Source organism: Micromonospora sp. NPDC020750 (genome assembly GCF_044334565.1).
GTDB lineage: Bacteria > Actinomycetota > Actinomycetes > Mycobacteriales > Micromonosporaceae > Micromonospora.
The window spans coordinates 239094-256286 of record NZ_JBIRTH010000003.1 but is presented as its reverse complement, the minus strand read 5'-3'; the positions used below and the strand labels follow the sequence as shown (position 1 = coordinate 256286).

Genomic DNA, 17193 nt, shown 5'->3' with positions numbered 1-17193 from the left:
CTCCTAGCTGACCGGGCGGCCGCGCCAGGACAGGCGGCGCCGCTTCCGCAGATGGTACGACCGCAGGGTCAGCCAACCGAGGACCACGACCGACACGGGGTGGCCGAGCGCGTCGGGCCACCACCGGCCGCCGGTCGCCCGGGCGCTGACCGCCCGCCCGGCGGCCCCGAGCAGGTAGCCGAGGAACGCCGCCGCCGCGACCGCCGGAGCGCCCGCCGCGAGGGCCCCCAGCGCCAGCAGCGGGGGAGCGGTGTACAGCAGGAGCAGCAGGGCCAGCACGGCCGCCGCCGCGCCCGGGTGGCCGAACGTGGCCCACAGCGACTTGGTGTAGCCGTCGCGCAGCTGCGGCCAGTCGTCGTACATCCGGCAGGCGGCCAGCCGGGAGCCGTCGGCGAGGGCGATCCGGCCGCCGGACCGCTTGACCGCCCGGGCCAGCTCGATGTCCTCCAGGACCCTCGCGCGCACGGCGGCGTGCCCGCCGGCCGCGTCGTACCCGGCCCGGTCCGCCACCAGGAACTGCCCGCCGGCCGCGGCCAGCGACGGCCGCGGCGATCGCTCCATCGCCCGCAGCGGCAGGAAGGTCAGCCACAGCCACTGCAACAGCGGCTGCACCAGCCGGTCGGCCGCCGTCGCCACCACGATCCGGGGGTACGGCGACAGCAGCGTCACCCGCGCGGCGCGCAGCTCCGCCACCGCCGCCGCCACCGCGTACGGGGTGAGCACCACGTCGGCGTCGACGAACGCCAGCACGGTGGCGGCCGGGTCGGCCCGGGTGGCGAGCTGGTGGCAGGCGTGCGGCTTGCCCAGCCAGCCCGGCGGCGGGGCAACCCCGGTGAGCAGGGTGACCCGGGGGTCGGCGCCGGCCACCGCACGGACCACGCCGGCGGTGCCGTCGGTCGAGCCGTCGTCGAGCACCACGATCCGCAGGTCGGGCACGCCCCGCTGGGCGAGCAGCGCCCGCAGGCACGGGGTGACCCGGGCGGCCTCGTCGCGCAGCGGCAGCAGCAACGCGACGGTCTCGGCGACCTCGACCGGCCCGTCGGCGGGGCGGCGCAGCCACCGGGTGGCGTTGACCCAGGTGTGCGCGGTGAGCGCGGCGACGCCCGCGACCAGCAGCAGGACGCCGGTCATGCGGTGGCGTCGGCCGGCCGGCGCGGGCGGCGCTCCCGGTGTTCCCGGCGCAGTGCCAGGGCCAGCGGCACGGCGGCCACCGCCATCCCGGCAGCGCCCCACGCCGCCGAGGCGGGCAGGCCGAGGAAGACCGCGTGGGCCAGGATGCTGGACAGGTACGTCCACAGGTAGAGCGCGAACATCGGGGCGTCCCGGGAGTCCGCGTGGTCGATCACCGGCCCGGCCAGCGGGCGCAGCGCCGCCATCAGCAGCGCCGCGAACAGCAGCCAGCCGAGGTAGTTGCTGACCGGCACGCCGGGCAGGCCGGGCAGCGCCGGGGTGGCGTCCCGCCACACCCAGTAGCCCTCGGCGACCATCTGCGGGTCGAGGAAGAGGTCCCAGGCGGCCAGCCCGACGGCTGCGAGCGCCACCCGGCCGACCCCGGGCGGGGTGAGCCGGGCCGCGGTCAGCCAGGCCGGCCAGGCCATCCACGTCCAGGCGAGCGGGATGATCAGGGGCACCCCGGCCAGCTTCGGGCCCAGCTCGCCGGAGTAGTCGTAGCTGCCGAACGGGAAGCCGGTGGCCACTCCCAGGGCCTCGATCGCGAAGCCGCCGCCGGTGGCCACGGCGACCAGCGCCACCGCCGCGCGGGGCCCCCGGCTCAGCAGCGCGTGACCGACCGAGAGCAGGCACCCGAGCACGACGGTGGCTACGGTCAGCCCGGCCCGGGTGGCGCCGGTGGTGAGCGGGTAGCAGATCTGGGCCAGGACCAGCACGCCCAGTCCGGCCCAGGGCAGCCGGCCGTCCAGCCCGGCCCGGGTCAGCCGGGGTCGGGTCACGGCACGCCCGGGCCCGGGGCGGAGGCCGCCCGGTCCGCGGGGGCCTGCGGGGTGAGCGGGAGGTCCCGGCCGAGGATGCCGAACGGGCGTTCGTCGCCGGGGAAGTGGAAGTGGCGCAGCACGTCGACGAAGCCGAACCGACGGTACAGCCGCCAGGCACGGGAGTGCTGCTCGTCGGCCTCCGGGGTGGACAGCAGGGTGGCGCTGCCCGGTGCCATGGTGAGCAGGGCGGTGAGCTGCCGAGCGCCCAGGCCGTGCCCCTGCGCGGGCGGCCGGACGTGCAGCTCGACCACCTCGAAGCAGTCGGCGAGCCAGCGCCGCCGGGCGTCGCCGTCCAGCGCCCGGTGCACCTGGTCGTGCCACCACTGGCCTGCGGCGCCGAGGTATCCGTACCCGAAGCCGGCCAGGTGGCCCTCGGAGGTGAGGCTGGCGACGGCGCGGAAGCCGGGGCGGCGCACGTGGGTGGCGATGTAGCCGCGCCGGGCCGCCAACAGGTCCGTCCGGTAGTTCATCGCCTCGCCGTAGACGGCCACCACGTCGTCCAGCCGCCGGACCAGGTCGTCCGGCGTCCAGCGCACCAACCTCATGCCCGTCCATCCTTCGCCGTCTCCGGATCGCCGTCGGCGACCCAACCCAGCACCGACCGGTCGCCGACCACGTCGCGCACCTCGAACCGCGCGAAGAGTTCCTCCGCGTACCACCCTGCGGTGGGGGTGCGCGTGATCGCGGCGCGGTGCTCGGGGTGACGGTACGCGAACGCGACGAGGTCCGCCGTGTCGCGCCACACGCTGACCGTGCCCTGCCAACCCAGCGGGGCCTCGCCGACGCCGAACCGGGCCAGCAGGCCGGGCGCGGCGTGCAGGGCGGCGGCCACCGGCGGCACCGCCCGCCAGAAGGTGGCCGCCCGGCGGGCCCGCAGCCGGGCCCGGGTCAGCGCCAGCACCGGGCCGGCGACCCGGCCGCCGGACGGCTCGCCGAACGGGCGTCGGCCGGACCACTCACCCCGGCTGGTCAGCGGGCGCAGGTCCACCCGGGCCGAGGAGCGGGCGACGCGGGCCCAGGAGCGGCCCACGGGCGAGTCGGCGAAGCCGGCCGCGGCGGCCGGCGAGTCCCAGACGGCCAGCGCCGCCCAGCGGGTCAGGTCGGCGTCGCTGGGGCCGAAGCCGGTGCCGGTCCCGGTGCCGAGCAACTTGCCGAACCGCACCCCGTCGGTGCGGCGCAGCCGCGTCGGGTGCGTCGCCATCCGGGCCAGCGCCCCGGGCAGCGCCGCCCGGGAAATCCGCCAGACGTGCAGGGTGACCAGCTCGGGTACGCCGCTCACGCCACCTCGGCCGGGGTGCCGGCGGTGATCCGGAGCAGCTCCGCGTACGTGGTGGGGAAGACCGCCCGGGGCACCCCGCCGGCCGCCCAGACCTCGTCGTACCCCTCCAGGGCGGTGTCGACCAGGGTGCGCAGCGGCGCGGGGTGGCCGAGCGGGGCGACCCCGCCGATCACCTGGCCGGTGTGCTGCCGGACGAACTCGGGAGTGGCCCGGCGCAGGTGGGTGACCCCGAGGGACGCGGCCAGGCCGGCCGTGTCCACCCGGTGCGCGCCGGAGGTGAGCACCAGCAGCGGGGCGTCGTCGGCGGCGAAGACCAGCGAGTTGGCGATGGCGCCGACGCCCACGCCGAGCGCCTCGGCCGCCGCGGCGGCGGTGTGCACCGCCTCGGGCAGCAGGCGAACCGCGCTGGGTCGGCCGGCGCCGTCGAGCGCGCCCGCGGCGTCGAGGGCCTCCCGCATCGCCCGTACGTTCGGGTGTGACTGCATGACGCCTATTCTTCCCGGCCCGCTCCCGCCCAGCTCCCAGGGGCGGCCCGAGCCTCGTCCGGCCCGTTCGTTCCCCGGCCCCTTGAGCGGCCGGGCGGGCGGTGCCGGGTCGAGCGTGACGGTGTCGGGCGCGGGCGGCGTGCTCGCCCGGGGTGTGGCCACCCGGGCCGTCTCGGCCAGCGCCACCCCGAGCAGCACCAGCGCCCCGCCGCCGAGTTGTGCGGTGTTGAGCGTCTCGCCGTCGCCGATGACCACCCAGGCGACCGCCGCGGCGAGTACCGGCTCCACCATGCCGACGATCCCGACGCTGGTCGCCGGCAGGTGCCGCATCGCGCCCGCCACCAGCAGGTACGGCACGATCGAGCCGAGCACCACCACGTACCCGCAGAGCAGGGCGACCGGGACGCCCGCCGCGCTGCCGGTCAGCGGCTCCCAGCCGCCGGTGCCGGCGGTGACCGCCCGGGTGAGCAACCCGGCCACGGCGGACGCGCCGAACGCCCAGGTGCACAGCGACAGGGTGTCCCGCCCCTGCACGCCACGCGCGCCGAGCACGTAGTAGACGGCCAGGAAGACCGCCGCGCCGAGGCCGGCGAGGATGCCGAGCCCGTCCAGCTTCAGCTCGCCCCACACCTCGGCCACGCAGCCCAGCCCGGCGAGGCTCAGCGCCAGGCCGGCCCAGAGCCGGGGGCGGACCCGGTGTCGCTGGCCGAACCGGGCCCAGAGGGCGACCAGCAGCGGGGCGGAGTACTCGAACAGCAGGCCGAGGCCGACCGGCAGCCGGGAGATGGCGACGAAGTAGAGCATCGGCACCAGGAAGAAGCCGGTCAGGCCGTACGCGACCAGCAGCGGAATCTGCCGGGGGGTGGTCCGGAGCCGGCGCACGCCCGGGCGCAGCACCAGGCTCAGCAGGAGCAGGCCCGTGACGGCGCCGAGCGCGCGCAGCAGGGTGAGCTGCTGGGCGTTCAGGCCGGCCCGGAGCACCAGCTTGGAGACCGTGCCGTTGACGGCGAACAGGGCTCCCGAGCCGAGCACCATGGCGACGCCGAGGGCGGGGCGGGAGGTCGTCACGAGCAGAGGCTAGCGCCGCGGTCGTCAGGGGCGTAGGGATGGGCGCTCGTTACCCGTCCGCGCCCCGCGCGGGCGCCGGGCGGTCGGGCCCCGTCGGGTGCGGGGAGCCGGTCCGGCGCGGGGGGCCGACCGGTCGTTGTCGCTGCACCGCGCCCGTCCGCCGTACGTTGCATTTTCGTCGGGCGCGGGGTGTACTGTCAGCAGCAGTTAGAACGAGTGTTCGATTGTCTAGAACACTCGTTCCAACAGCCCGGGCGGTGTTTCGCGGCACCGGCCCCGGGCGGTGCGGCTCCGCGGGCCGCACCTGGGTCCCGGGCAGTCGCGAGTCCGGGCCCGTCAGGCAGGAGCGTCGCCCGCCGCCCACGACCCCCGGGCGGCGGGCGACGAACCCGCCGGTACGCCGGCCGGGTGTGGTGTGGGGAAGCGTCCACACCCGGCCGGCCCCCCAACGGTGCGTCTTCCTCCGCACCACTCGACGGCCCGTGCGCCGGCGGCCCCGGTCGCCCGCGCCCCGCCCCGGCCACGTGGAGGAGACGGCCCATGCCGACCAACCCGGCCCAGCCACCGACGGTGCCGGCACATGTGCTGCCGCACCGCACCCCGGCCCAGCTTCTCGCGGTGGCCCGCCACGGGCTGACCGAAGCCGCCCGGACCGGCCCGGACGGGCTGCGCTACGCGGCGGCCCACCTAGCCGCGCTCCGCGCCGCCGCAGCCCTGCTCGCAGCCCGGGCCCGCCCCGCCCCGGCCCGGCGCAACCGGATCACCAGCGTCTGGGTCCTGCTCTCCACCGTCGCCCCCGAGCTCGACGAGTGGGCGGCGTTCTTCGCGGCCGGTGCCAGCAAGCGCGCCGCGGCCGAGGCCGGCATCCCCCGGGTGGTCACCGCCCGGCAGGCAGACGACCTGCTCCGGGCGGCCGAGCAGTTCGTGACGGTGGTGGAGACCACCCTCGGGCTGGCCCATCAGCCGGCGCTCGACGGCCTGGCCGCCTGAACGAGCGCCGCCCGGCGGGCGCTGCCCCCGGAGGGGCGGCCTCCGCCCAGCCCGCGCAGGGCTCCGATTCCGGCACGACGAGCACGACGGGGGGTAGGTCCGATGGCGGGCCGAATGGTGATCGGTTCCGCCGCGCTCGCGGGCCTGGTACGCCCGGCGAGCGCGCCGGACCCGGCCGGCGGGCAGCGGGTGCTCCCGGTGCCCCCCGAGCTGACCGGCCTGCTGCCCAACCGAGGGCTGCGCCGGGGCAGCACGATCGCGGTCGCCACCGGCCAGCCCCGGCGCAGCGGCGGCACGTCGCTGCTGCTGGCGCTGCTCGCCGAGGCGTCCCGAGCCGGCTCGTGGTGCGCCGTGGTGGGGGTGCCGACCTTCGGCGCGGGCGCGGCGGCCGAGGCCGGGCTCGCCCTGGACCGGCTCGCCCTGGTGCCGCAGCCGGGGCCGGAATGGCCCACCGTCGTCGCCGCGCTGATCGACGGGGTCGACGTGGTGGTGGCCGCCGTGCCGGCCACCGTCTCGGCCTCGGTCGCCAACCGGCTGGCCGCCCGGGCCCGGCAGCGGGGCAGCGTGCTCGTCCCGTACGGCCGCTGGGACGGCGCGGACATCACGTTGCAGGTGGTCCGGGGCGTCTGGGAGGGGCTGGGACAGGGCCGGGGCCGGCTGCGTCGGCGCGAGGTCACCGTCTCCGCCCGGGGGCGGGGCGCGGCCGCCCGGCCCAAGGAGATCAAGGTCTGGCTCCCCGGCGACGGGCTCACCCGGGTCATCCCCCGCCCGGCAGCCGTCCCGGCCGCCTCCGTCACCGGCCGCTCGGCCGCCGGCCGGCTCCGTCCGGTGTCCCCGGCGTTCCCGCCCGCCTTCGACGTTCCGCCCGCCCTCGACGTCCCGCCCACCTTCGACGTCCCGCCCGCCCGTGGCGGGCTCGTCCGCGATGTCCCGTCCCGTCGCGGCGTTGCGGGCCATCGTGGCGCGTCCGCCTCCGGCGTCCCGCCCGACCGTGGCGGGCTTGCCGTGGTCGGTCCCGCGTGACCGGGGTGCCGACGCGCACGCTGCTGCTCTGGTGCCCGGACTGGCCGGTGCTGGCCGCCGAGATCGTCGACGGGGTACCGGCCATCGGGCCGGTCGCCGTGCTGCACGCCAATCGGGTGGTCGCCTGCTCCGAGCGGGCCCGCGCCGAGGGCGTCCGTCGAGGGCTGCGCAAGCGGGAGGCGCAGGGGCGTTGCCCGCAGCTGACCGTCGTCGACCACGACCCGGGCCGGGACGCCCGGGCGTTCGAGCCGGTGGTCGCCGCGGTCGAGGAGGTCGCCGCCGGGGTCGAGGTGGTCCGCCCGGGCGCCTGCGCGCTGGGCGCGCGGGGTCCGAGCCGCTATCTCGGCGGCGAGGAGCCAGCCGCCGAGCGGCTCGTCGAGCACGTCGCGCAGACCTGCGCGGTGGAGAGCCAGGTGGGGATCGCCGACGGGGTGTTCGCCGCCGGCCTCGCCGCCCGCGTCGGACAGGTGGTGCCCGCCGGCGGCACGCCCGGGTTCCTGGCGGGCCTGCCGGTGGAGGCACTCGGCCGGCCGGCCCTGGCCGACCTGCTGCGTCGGCTCGGTGTCCGTACCCTCGGGGACTTCGCCGCGCTGCCGGCGGGGGACGTGCTGGCCCGGTTCGGGTTCGACGGTGCGCTGGCCCACCGGCTCGCCGCAGGCCGGGACCACCGGCCGTTGGCCGTCCGTCAGCCCCCGGCCGACCTGGCGGTCACCGCCGACCACGACGAGCCGATCGACCGGGTGGACGCGGCGGCCTTCGCCGCCCGTGCGCTGGCCGAGCGGTTGCACGACCGGCTGGCCGCGCACGGCCTGGCCTGCACCCGGCTCGGCATCGAGGCGGTTACCGCACACGGCCAGGAGCTGCACCGGGTCTGGCGGCACGACGGCCTGCTCACCGCCGCGGCCATCGCCGACCGGGTGCGCTGGCAGCTCGACGGTTGGCTCTCCGGCAGCACCGGGCGGCCCGGCGCCCGCCCGGCCCGGCCGACAGCCGGGATCATCCGGTTGCGGCTGGTGCCCGACGGGGTGCTCGCCCAGGCCGGCCTGCAACCCGGGCTGTGGGGGGAGGCGGGCGAGGAACGGGAGCGGGCGCACCGGGCGTTGAGCCGGGTGCAGGGCATCCTCGGCCCCGAGGCGGTGGTCACCGCGGTGCTCGGCGGCGGGCGGTCCCCGGCCGACCAGGTGCGGCTGGTGCCCTGGGGCGACGAGCGGCTGCCCGCCCGCCCGGGCGCGCCCACCTGGCCGGGCCGGGATGCCCTGCCGTCGCCGGTGGAACCGGCGGGGTCCGGCGGTGTCGTCGGGTCCGGCGGTGCTGTCAGGTCCAGTGGTGCTGTCGGGTCCGGCGGTGCTGTCGGGTCCAGTGGTGCTGTCGGAGCTGGTGGTGTCGTCGGGTCCGCCGCCGGGGTCGGTGGCGCCACCGGACCCGGTGTTCCTCCGTGGCCGGGGCGCCTTCCGCCGCCCGCGCCGGCCGTGGTGCTCCCCGCGCCGCTGGCCGCGACGGTGTACGACGCCGTCGGCGAGCCGGTCGGGGTCAGCGCCCGGCTCCAGGTGAGCGCCGCCCCCGCCCGACTGGTGGTCGGCACGGCCCGTCCGGTGGACATCGTCGGCTGGGCCGGCCCGTGGCCGGTGGACGAGCGCTGGTGGGCGCCGGCCGAGGCCCGCCGCCGGGCCCGGTTCCAGGTCTGCCTGGCCGACGGGGCCGCCCTCCTCCTCGCGGTCGAGGCCGGCCAGTGGCTGGTGGAGGCCATCTATGACTGACCGACGGGCCGCCCTACCCGCGGTTCTTGGAAGATTCCGGCCCCTCCAGGGGCCGGAATCTTCCAAGATCTCCGCCGAACCGGGGGCGTGGTGAGTTTCCACAATCCGCGGATGCAGTGGGCGGAGTTGGAGCGGGTGCTCTCCGGGCGGTCCGGCGGCGCGATGGCGGGTGGGCGGCACCTGCACGTGGTGGATCCACTCGCCGTCGACGCCGACGGGGGCGACGCGCCGGCCCGGGGGCGCCGGCGGGAGCCGTCCCGGCCGTCGGAGCCGTCCCGGCCGTCGGAGCCGTCCCGGCCGTCGGAGCCGTTCCGCCCCGGCGGCGCGGTGCCCTACGCCGAGTTGCACGCGCACAGCAACTTCAGCTTCCTGGACGGGGCCAGCCACCCCGGGGAACTGGCTGAGGAGGCGGCCCGGCTCGGGCTCACCGCGCTCGCCGTCACCGATCACGACGGCTTCTACGGCGTGGTCCGCTTCGCCGAGTCGGCCCGTGCGCTGGGACTGCCCACGGTGATCGGCGCGGAGCTGTCGCTGGGCCTGCCCGGCCCGCAGAACGGCGAGCCCGACCCGCGCGGCACCCACCTGCTCGCCCTCGCCCACGGCCCCGAGGGGTACGCGCGGCTGGCCCGTACCATCGCCCGCGCCCAGCTACGCGGCGGGGAGAAGGGCCGCCCGGACTACGGCGAGTTGGAGGAACTCGCCGCCGAGCTGCGCGACCACGTGCTGGTGCTCACCGGCTGCCGCAAGGGGCACGTGCCGGCGGCGCTGCTCACCGAGGGCGTCGACGCGGCGGCCTGGGAGCTGGACCGGCTGACCGCGCTGTTCGGCGCGGACACGGTGGCGGTGGAGCTGACCGACCACGGCCATCCGGTCGACGCCGACCGCAACGACGCCCTCGCCGAGCTGGCCGCCGCGGCGGGGCTGCCCACGGTGGCCACGAACAACGTGCACTACGCCACGCCGGGCCGGCGCCGGCTGGCCACCACCCTGGCCGCGGTGCGGGCCCGGCGCAGCCTGGACGAGATCGACGGCTGGCTGCCCGCCGCGTCCACCGCGCACCTGCGCAGCGGAGAGGAGATGGCGGCCCGGTTCGCCGCGTACCCGGGTGCGGTGGCCCGGGCCGCCGAGTTCGGCGCGGAACTGGCGTTCGACCTCCAGCTCGTGGCGCCACGGCTGCCGGCGTACCCGGTGCCGCCGGGGCACACCGAGATGACCTGGCTGCGCCGGCTCACCATGGACGGCGCCCGGGAGCGGTACGGGCCACCCGGGGCGCACCCGGCGGCGTACCGGCAGCTCGACCACGAACTGCGGATGATCGACGAGCTGGGCTTCCCCGGCTACTTCCTGGTGGTGTACGACATCGTCACGTTCTGCCGCCGGCAGGACATCTACTGCCAGGGCCGGGGGTCTGCGGCGAACTCGGCGGTCTGCTACGCGCTGCGGATCACCAACGTGGACGCCGTCCGGCACCGGCTGCTCTTCGAGCGCTTCCTCGCCCCGGAGCGCGACGGCCCGCCCGACATCGACGTGGACATCGAGTCCGACCGCCGGGAGGAGGTCATCCAGCACGTCTACGCCCGGTACGGCCGGGAGCACACCGCCCAGGTCGCCAACGTCATCTCGTACCGGCCCCGGTCGGCGGTGCGGGACGTGGCGAAGGCGTTCGGCTTCTCGCCCGGCCAGCAGGACGCCTGGAGCAGGCAGATCGACCGCTGGGGCTCCGTCGCCTCCGTCGACGTCGAGGGCATCCCCGAGCAGGTCGTCGCGTACGCCGACGAGTTGCAGACGTTCCCCCGGCACCTGGGCATCCACTCGGGTGGGATGGTCATCTGCGACCGGCCGGTGATCGAGGTCTGCCCGGTGGAGTGGGGCCGGATGCCCGGGCGCAGCGTGCTCCAGTGGGACAAGGACGACTGCGCAGCCGTCGGCCTGGTCAAGTTCGACCTGCTCGGCCTCGGTATGCTCTCCGCCCTGCACTACGGCTACGACATGATCGGCGAGACCCTCGACCTGGGCGACATGACGCTGGACGACCCCGAGGTGTACGACATGCTCTGCCGGGCCGACTCGGTCGGGGTGTTCCAGGTGGAGAGCCGTGCCCAGATGGCCACCCTGCCCCGGCTCAAGCCCCGCGAGTTCTACGACCTGGTGGTGGAGGTGGCGCTGATCCGTCCCGGCCCGATCCAGGGCGGCTCGGTGCACCCGTACATCCGGCGCAAGAACGGCCAGGAGCCGGTGACGTTCGCGCATCCGCTGATGCGCAACGCGCTGGAGAAGACCCTCGGCGTGCCGCTGTTCCAGGAGCAGCTCATGCAGCTCGCCATCGACCTCGCGGGCTTCGACGCGGCCGGGGCCGACCAGCTCCGCCGGGCGATGGGGGCCAAGCGCTCGGTGGAGCGGATGGCGCAGATCGCCGAGCGGCTCTACGCCGGGATGGCCGAGCGCGGCATCGCCGGGGAGTTGGCCGACGACGTCTACCGCAAGCTCACCGCGTTCGCCAGCTACGGCTTCCCGGAGAGCCACGCGATGAGCTTCGCCTACCTGGTGTACGCCAGCTCCTGGCTCAAGCGTTACCACCCGGGCCCGTTCCTGGCCGCCCTGCTCAACGCCCAGCCGATGGGCTTCTACTCGCCGCAGACCCTGGTCGACGACGCCCGCCGGCACGGGGTGGAGGTTCGCCGGCCGGACGTCAACGCCAGCGGCGCGAAGGCCGTCCTCGAGTCCACCCCGGTCACCCGGTGGGGCAGCGCCCCCGGGGAGCCCCCGCACGAGTGGGGGCTCGGCGGGCCGGCCGTCCGGCTCGGGCTGGGCGGCGTGCGTACCCTCGGCGACGGCGTGGCCGAGCGGATCGAGGACGAGCGGGCGGCGCACGGGCCGTACCGGGACATGCCGGACCTGGCCCGGCGGGTGGGTCTCACCGCCGCGCAGCTGGAGGCGCTGGCCACCGCGGACGCCTTCGCCTGCTTCGGGCTGACCCGGCGGCAGGCGCTCTGGGCCGCCGGGGCGGCGGCCCAGGACCGGCCGGGCCGGCTGCCGGGCACGGTGACCGGCGCGACCGCCCCGACCCTGCCGGGGATGGAGGCGGTGGACCGCCTCGTCGCCGACGTCTGGGCGACCGGGTTGTCGCCGGAGAGCCACCCGGCCCGGTTCATCCGGGACCGCCTCGACGCCCTCGGTGCGGTGCCGATCGCCCGGCTCGGCCGGGTGGAGCCGGGTCGGCGGATCCGGGTCGGCGGGATCGTCACCCACCGGCAGCGGCCGGCCACCGCAGGCGGGGTCACCTTCCTCAATCTGGAGGACGAGACCGGCATGCTCAACGTCACCTGCTCGCCGGGGCTGTGGCAGCGCCACCGGCGGGTGGCGCGGACCAGCGCCGCCCTGGTGGTGCGCGGCCGGTTGCAGCGGCACGAGGGGGTGATCAGCCTCACCGCCGACCGGCTCGACCCGATCGAGCCGCCGGTCGCCCCGGCCTCCCGCGACTTCCGGTGATCGACGTTACAGTGTGGCGGGCGATCGCGAGGGAGACTTGTGACCGCGCGCGGGCAGAGTGGCCCGGGTTCCACGAGGGGGTAGAACGAGTGGCGGGTAACGACACGTACACCGGTGCGGTGGCCAACGCCCGACGCACCCGGCTCGATGCCGGTTGGGTCGCGGCGCACACCACCGAGATTCGCGAATACTCGGTGACGGACGGACCGGTGGCCAACGCCCGCCGGTCCCGTGCCGAGGACGACCCGGCCGGCGGCGGCGAGTCCTGACACCACCCGGTCCGGAGCCCGCCCGGCTCGACCGGTCGCCGTTCCCCGGCCACCGGATGCGCCGGGCGGCTGGACCAGGTGACTAGGCTCGACCGCGTGGAGCAGACCCGTGGCCGGCTCACCGGCCCGCCGTTGACCCCCCGTACCGCCGTTATCTGGTCCGTGCTCCGGGCCGAACTGGACCGCCGCGCCGATGACCGGCTCACCGTCCTCGACGTCGGCGGCGGCACCGGCGGGTTCGCCGTGCCGCTGGCCCAGGCCGGGCACGGGGTCACCGTGGTCGACGCCAGCCCCGACGCCCTCGCCGCGCTGACCCGCCGGGCCGCCGAGGCCGGCGTCGCCGACCGGGTACGCGCCGTGCAGGGCGACGGCGACGCGCTCGCCGGGCTGGTCGAGCCGGCGAGCGTCGATCTGGTGCTCTGCCACTCCGTGCTGGAGGTGGTCGACGACCCCGCGCCGGTGGTGGCCGCGCTGGTCGCCGCGCTGCGCCCGGGCGGCGCGGCCAGCGTCCTGGTCGCCGGGCAGGCCGCCGCGGTGCTCGGCCGGGCGATGAACGGCCACCTCGACCTGGCTGCCGCCGTGGCCGCCGACCCGGCCGGCGCCGCCGGTCCCCGGGACACCCTGCGCCGGCGCTACGACGCCGACCGCGCCGCGGCGCTGCTCACCGACGGGGGCCTCGCGGTCGAGGAGATCCACGGGGTACGCGTCCTGGCCGACCTGCTCCCCGCCGCCGTCGCGGACGGCCAACAGGCCGCCCTGGTCGAGTTGGAGCGGGCCCTGGCCGCCCGGCCGCCGTACCGGGACCTCGCCGCCCAGCTGCATCTGTTCGCGCGCCGGCCGGTATGACCGGGCCCGTGCCGCCCCTGCCCGGCGATCCGGCCCGCCCGGCGCCGTCGGGCGGGCCGGAGTTCCCGGTCACGCCGGCCCGCCCGGCGCCGGGGCCGGAGTTCCCGGTCGCGCGGATGGAGCCGGTCGCGCCGCTGGAGCCGGTCGCGCCCCGGTACGGCGGCGGAAGCCTGGCCGACGTGCTGCCCAGCGCGCTGGCGGTGCTCGGGGTGCCGGGGGCCGTGGACCTGCTCGGGCTGACCCCCGGGCTGGCCGGGGTGCGGCGGGTCGCCGTGCTGCTGGTCGACGGGCTCGGCTGGCACCAGATCCCCACCGCCGCCCCGTACGCCCCGACCCTGGCCGGGCTGGCCGCGACCGTCGGCCGCCCGCTCACCTCCGGTTTCCCGTCGACCACCCCGACCAGCCTGGTGACCCTGGGCACCGGCGTGGCCCCCGGCGCGCACGGGGTGCTCGGCTTCAAGGTCCGGGTACCCGGCACCGACCGGGTGCTCAGCCACATCGAGTGGGCCGGCGACCCGGAGCCGCTGCGCTGGCAGCCCGTCGCCACCCAGTTCGAACGGGCCCGCGCCGCCGGGGTCGCGGTGACCGTGGTGAGCCGTCCCGAGTACGCCGGCAGCGGCCTCACCCTGGCCGCCAACCGGGGCGGCGACTACCGGGGCGCCGCCGACGCCGACGCGCTCGCTGCCGCGATGCTCACCGCGCTGGCCGCGGGGACCGGGCCGACCCTGGTCTCCGGCTACCACCCCGACCTGGACCGGCACGGCCATCTCAGCGGGGTCGACTCCGCGCCGTGGCGGGTCGCCGCCGCCGTGGTGGACGAGCTGCTCGCCCGGCTGGTCGACGGCCTCCCGAAGGACGCCGCGCTGCTGGTCACGGCCGATCACGGCCAGCTCGACGTGCCGGTGGCGGACCGGGTCGACTTCGACGCCGACCCCGGGTTGCGGGCCGGGGTGCGGGTGCTGGCCGGCGAACCCCGGGTCCGTTACCTGCACGTCGAGCCCGGCGCGGCCGACGACGTGGTGGCGGCCTGGTCGGCGGTGCTCGGCGACGCGGCCCGGGTGCTGCACCGGGGCGAGGCGGTGGCCACCGGTTGGTTCGGCCCGGTGCCGGAGGTGCACCTGCGCCGGGTCGGCGACGTGGTGGTGGTCTGCCGGGGCACGTCCGCGGTGGTGGCCACCCGGTCGGAGAAGCCGATCGAGTCGCGCCTGGTGGCGTACCACGGGGCGGACACGGCGGCCGAGATGACCATCCCGCTGCTGGTGGTCCGCGGCTGAGCCGCCGTGCGGTCCCCGGGGTGTCGTACCCGGGGGCTAGCCTGCGGGGATGGGCCGCAGTCAGTCGTTGCCGCGCGGGGGTGACTCGCGTTTCGGGCCCGACGGCGACGACTCCGGCTGCCCGATCCTGCACGTCGACATGGACGCCTTCTTCGCCTCTGTCGAGGTGCGCCGCCGCCCCGAGCTGCGCGGCCGGCCCGTCGTGGTCGGCGGGGTCGGGCCGCGCGGCGTGGTCAGCTCCGCCAGCTACGAGGCCCGACGGTACGGCGTCCGCAGCGCCATGCCCACCGGGCGGGCCCGGGCGCTCTGCCCGCACGCGGTCTACCTGTCGCCCGACTTCGCGCAGTACACGGCGGCCTCCCGGGCGGTCATGCAGGTCTTCCGGGACGTCACGCCGCTGGTCGAGCCGCTCTCGCTCGACGAGGCGTTCCTCGACGTGGCCGGCGCCCGCCGGCTCTTCGGTGCACCGGCCGAGATCGCCCGGCGGATCCGCGCCCGGGTCGAGCGGGAACAGGAGCTGACCTGCTCGGTGGGGGTCGCGCCGAGCAAGTTCGTGGCCAAGCTCGGCTCCACCCGCGCCAAGCCCGACGGGCTGCTGGTGGTGCCCGCCGACCGGGTGCTCGAATTCCTGCACCCGTTGCCCGTCTCCGCGCTCTGGGGGGTGGGGGAGCGGTCCACCGAGACGCTGTGCAGGCTGGGGCTGAACACCGTCGGTGACCTGGCCGAGGCGCCCTTCGGCATGCTCCGCAAGGCGGTCGGGGCGGCCGCCGCCGGCCACCTGCACGAGCTGGCCTGGGGGCGGGACCCGCGCCGGGTCACCCCGGAGCAGGTGGAGAAGTCGATCGGCGCCGAGGTGACCTTCGACGTCGACGTCGGCGACCCGCTGGAGATCCGCCGGGCGCTGCTGGCCCTCGCCGAGAAGGTCGGCGTCCGGCTGCGCCGGGCCGGCCAGGTCGGCCGGACGGTGTCGATCAAGGTGCGGATGGCCGACTTCCGCACGGTCAACCGCTCCCGCACCCTCGGCGTCCCCACCGACACGGCCCGGGAGATCTTCGACACCGCATGGGCGCTCTACACCGTTCTCGACCCCGGCGAGCGGATCCGCCTCGTCGGCGTGCGGCTGGAGGGCCTCGCACCGGCGGAGCAGACTCCGCAGCAGCTCACCCTCGGCGCCCCCGAGCGCGGCTGGCGGGAGGCAGAGGCGGCCGCGGACGCCGCAGCTGCCCGTTTCGGGCGGTCCGTCATAGGTCCGGCGAGCCTGCTTCGTCGTCGCGACCGAGGGCGAAATGAAAATCCACCCGGCCCATAGGTCGTCCCGCTTTCCGACGCGCGACCCCCCTCGTAGACTTGGCGGTAAGCAGCCGGTTGGCTGCCACGGTCTATCGGCCCGCCCGGGCCGACCCACGTGACCGGGGAGGAGTGCCGTGCCGCTCTCGGAGCACGAGCAGCGGCTGTTCGAGCAGATCGAGCGGTCGCTTGCCGAGGACCCCAAATTCGCCTCGGCCGTGCGTGCCAGCGATCCGCGCTTCCATGCGCGGCGTCGCCTGCTTGTCGCTGCCGGCGCGATCATCGTTGGGCTGGCCCTGCTGGTCTACGGTGCGGTGATCAAGACTCCGCCGCTCGCGGTGGCGGGTTTCGTCGTCATGCTGGGTTCGGCGGCGTACGCGGTGCAGTCGCACCGCAAGGCGCAGTCTCCCGACCTGCACGTGGTCGGCGGGACGACCAGTCGGCGCCGCCCGCGTGGGCGGTCAGGCCGGCGGTCGTCGTTCCTGGACCGGATGGAGGACCGGTGGCGGCAGCGCCCGGAGGGGCACCGCTGACCCGGCCCCTCCACTGATCCCCGGTCCCGCCGACCCGGCGGAACCGTGCTGATCCCGGCCCGTCCGAGGTCCCGCCGACCCGGCGGGGCCGCGCCGACCGGCCTGCCCGTCCGTCGACGGGCCGCTGTTTCGCGCCCGCGCCGATGCCGCGCGGGCCTTTCCGGCCGCCGAGGGGCGGCCGATTTCTTTCTGCCGTCCCATCTCTGTCGTGGCGTCTGCTTCGTCTCCACCGGCGGTACATACGCCCGGATCTTGGACATCCTCGTGCACGTTGAACGAGAACTGTCCAGGAATCGCGATTCGTCGGGGGTGTTCGCCGGTCAACGGAGCGTCAGCGCCTGAGCCCGCCGACGAACGAGGTCCAGGCGGACGGGCTGAACGACAGCGCCGGCCCCTGCCGGTCCTTGCTGTCGCGCACCATGACGGCCTGGGGTGGCGTGGCAACCTCCACACAGTCCCCGCCCGCGTTGCTGCGGGTGGACTTCTTCCACATGAGCGTGGTCATGTCTGCTCCCCTGCTATAGATGCGATGAGTTGCGAGACATCGCCTGGCTGAGGGCCTTCTTCTCGGTGGCGGACCATACGCTCCCGTACAGCCTCTACCTCGGCGGGCTTGTCGAGGTAGAGAGCGCCGGTGAGGCCGTCGGAGTAGATGATCGAAGGTTGACGATGTGGCCGAGCTGTTCGGCGTCCGCGCCGCGCCGCAGCGCCGCTTCGTCGAGCAGGATGTCGACCTGCGGGGCCGGCGGCATGGTGCGGGTCAGCAGGGCCTGCCGGCCGAGTCGCAGCGCCACGCCCCGATCGATCTCCTCGGGGGTCATCTCCGGACGCGCGACCTGGAAGACCCCTGTGGCGTATGCCTTGGTCTGAAGCAGCCCAGGGATTAGCTGAGCCTCGTCTGA

14 protein-coding genes and 4 pseudogenes are annotated in these 17193 nt (G+C 76.4%); 10 read left to right on the top strand and 8 right to left on the bottom strand.

The genetic code is table 11. The features are described 5' to 3' along the window. Positions 1-3: 3 nt before the first annotated feature. The 6 genes and pseudogenes from ACH4T9_RS11360 to ACH4T9_RS11335 all read right to left on the bottom strand — a co-directional run. Positions 4-1131 (bottom strand): glycosyltransferase, encoded by a 1128-nt coding sequence (locus tag ACH4T9_RS11360; protein ID WP_396670962.1) that lies wholly within the window; start codon positions 1129-1131, stop codon positions 4-6. Further along, positions 1128-1949 (bottom strand): carotenoid biosynthesis protein, encoded by an 822-nt coding sequence (locus ACH4T9_RS11355; protein ID WP_396670961.1) that lies wholly within the window; start codon positions 1947-1949, stop codon positions 1128-1130. Before ACH4T9_RS11355 ends, ACH4T9_RS11360 begins: the two co-directional genes overlap by 4 nt. Beyond that, positions 1946-2536: a GNAT family N-acetyltransferase gene (locus ACH4T9_RS11350; protein ID WP_396670960.1), complete on the bottom strand. Its 591-nt coding sequence runs from the start codon at positions 2534-2536 to the stop codon at positions 1946-1948. Before ACH4T9_RS11350 ends, ACH4T9_RS11355 begins: the two co-directional genes overlap by 4 nt. Beyond that, positions 2533-3270, bottom strand: coding sequence for a monooxygenase (locus ACH4T9_RS11345; RefSeq protein WP_396670959.1), 738 nt, complete (start codon positions 3268-3270; stop codon positions 2533-2535). Before ACH4T9_RS11345 ends, ACH4T9_RS11350 begins: the two co-directional genes overlap by 4 nt. Then, positions 3267-3755 carry a YbaK/EbsC family protein gene (locus ACH4T9_RS11340; RefSeq protein WP_350882954.1) on the bottom strand — a complete coding sequence of 163 codons (489 nt, stop codon included), beginning with the start codon at positions 3753-3755 and terminating at the stop codon, positions 3267-3269. The genes ACH4T9_RS11345 and ACH4T9_RS11340 overlap by 4 nt, the downstream gene beginning before the upstream one ends. A gap of 189 nt (positions 3756-3944) precedes the next feature. Further along, positions 3945-4790: pseudogene (locus ACH4T9_RS11335) on the bottom strand (EamA family transporter); the annotation flags it as partial. A 573-nt stretch (positions 4791-5363) separates the two neighbouring features. Between ACH4T9_RS11335 and ACH4T9_RS11330 the strand changes: the two are divergent. The 10 genes and pseudogenes from ACH4T9_RS11330 to ACH4T9_RS11285 all read left to right on the top strand — a co-directional run bounded on the left by ACH4T9_RS11330 (position 5364) and on the right by ACH4T9_RS11285 (position 16291). Continuing rightward, a complete protein-coding gene (locus tag ACH4T9_RS11330; RefSeq protein WP_387023519.1) occupies positions 5364-5813 on the top strand; it encodes an SAV_6107 family HEPN domain-containing protein in 450 nt (149 codons plus the stop codon). 102 nt (positions 5814-5915) lie between these two features. Further along, a pseudogene (locus tag ACH4T9_RS11325) lies at positions 5916-6653 on the top strand (hypothetical protein); the annotation flags it as partial. Positions 6654-6841: 188 nt separating this feature from the next. Beyond that, positions 6842-8086 (top strand): annotated as a pseudogene (locus ACH4T9_RS11320) (DNA polymerase Y family protein); the annotation flags it as partial. A 171-nt stretch (positions 8087-8257) separates the two neighbouring features. After that, positions 8258-8593, top strand: a pseudogene (locus tag ACH4T9_RS11315) (DNA polymerase Y family protein); the annotation flags it as partial. 90 nt (positions 8594-8683) lie between these two features. Next, the gene (locus ACH4T9_RS11310) at positions 8684-12082 is read left to right on the top strand and encodes an error-prone DNA polymerase (RefSeq protein ID WP_396670958.1); all 3399 of its coding nucleotides are present in this window, start codon (positions 8684-8686) and stop codon (positions 12080-12082) included. Positions 12083-12171: 89 nt separating this feature from the next. Further along, the gene (locus ACH4T9_RS11305; protein WP_387023514.1) at positions 12172-12351 is read left to right on the top strand and encodes a hypothetical protein; all 180 of its coding nucleotides are present in this window, start codon (positions 12172-12174) and stop codon (positions 12349-12351) included. Positions 12352-12429: 78 nt separating this feature from the next. Beyond that, positions 12430-13197, top strand: a complete 768-nt coding sequence (locus ACH4T9_RS11300; protein WP_396670957.1) for a methyltransferase domain-containing protein — start codon at positions 12430-12432, stop codon at positions 13195-13197. Beyond that, a complete protein-coding gene (locus tag ACH4T9_RS11295; protein WP_396670956.1) occupies positions 13194-14471 on the top strand; it encodes an alkaline phosphatase family protein in 1278 nt (425 codons plus the stop codon). Before ACH4T9_RS11300 ends, ACH4T9_RS11295 begins: the two co-directional genes overlap by 4 nt. Positions 14472-14520: 49 nt before the next feature. Then, positions 14521-15780, top strand: coding sequence for a DNA polymerase IV (locus tag ACH4T9_RS11290; RefSeq protein WP_396670955.1), 1260 nt, complete (start codon positions 14521-14523; stop codon positions 15778-15780). 115 nt (positions 15781-15895) lie between these two features. After that, entirely contained in the window at positions 15896-16291 is a 396-nt protein-coding gene (locus ACH4T9_RS11285) for a DUF3040 domain-containing protein (RefSeq protein WP_350882919.1), read from the top strand. 331 nt (positions 16292-16622) lie between these two features. Here ACH4T9_RS11285 and ACH4T9_RS11280 read toward each other — a convergent pair whose 3' ends face one another. Both ACH4T9_RS11280 and ACH4T9_RS11275 read right to left on the bottom strand, forming a co-directional pair. After that, entirely contained in the window at positions 16623-16796 is a 174-nt protein-coding gene (locus tag ACH4T9_RS11280; protein WP_396670954.1) for a DUF397 domain-containing protein, read from the bottom strand. Between the two features lie 94 nt (positions 16797-16890). Then, a complete protein-coding gene (locus tag ACH4T9_RS11275) occupies positions 16891-17175 on the bottom strand; it encodes a Scr1 family TA system antitoxin-like transcriptional regulator (protein WP_396671458.1) in 285 nt (94 codons plus the stop codon). Positions 17176-17193 lie beyond the last annotated feature (18 nt).

Coding starts and splice junctions, on each gene's coding strand:
- ACH4T9_RS11290 (WP_396670955.1), top strand. CDS start 14,521: ATGGGCCGCAGTCAGTCGTTGCCGCGCGGGGGTGACTCGCGTTTCGGG.
- ACH4T9_RS11350 (WP_396670960.1), bottom strand. CDS start 2,536: ATGAGGTTGGTGCGCTGGACGCCGGACGACCTGGTCCGGCGGCTGGAC.
- ACH4T9_RS11330 (WP_387023519.1), top strand. CDS start 5,364: ATGCCGACCAACCCGGCCCAGCCACCGACGGTGCCGGCACATGTGCTG.
- ACH4T9_RS11360 (WP_396670962.1), bottom strand. CDS start 1,131: ATGACCGGCGTCCTGCTGCTGGTCGCGGGCGTCGCCGCGCTCACCGCG.
- ACH4T9_RS11280 (WP_396670954.1), bottom strand. CDS start 16,796: ATGACCACGCTCATGTGGAAGAAGTCCACCCGCAGCAACGCGGGCGGG.
- ACH4T9_RS11295 (WP_396670956.1), top strand. CDS start 13,194: ATGACCGGGCCCGTGCCGCCCCTGCCCGGCGATCCGGCCCGCCCGGCG.
- ACH4T9_RS11340 (WP_350882954.1), bottom strand. CDS start 3,755: ATGCAGTCACACCCGAACGTACGGGCGATGCGGGAGGCCCTCGACGCC.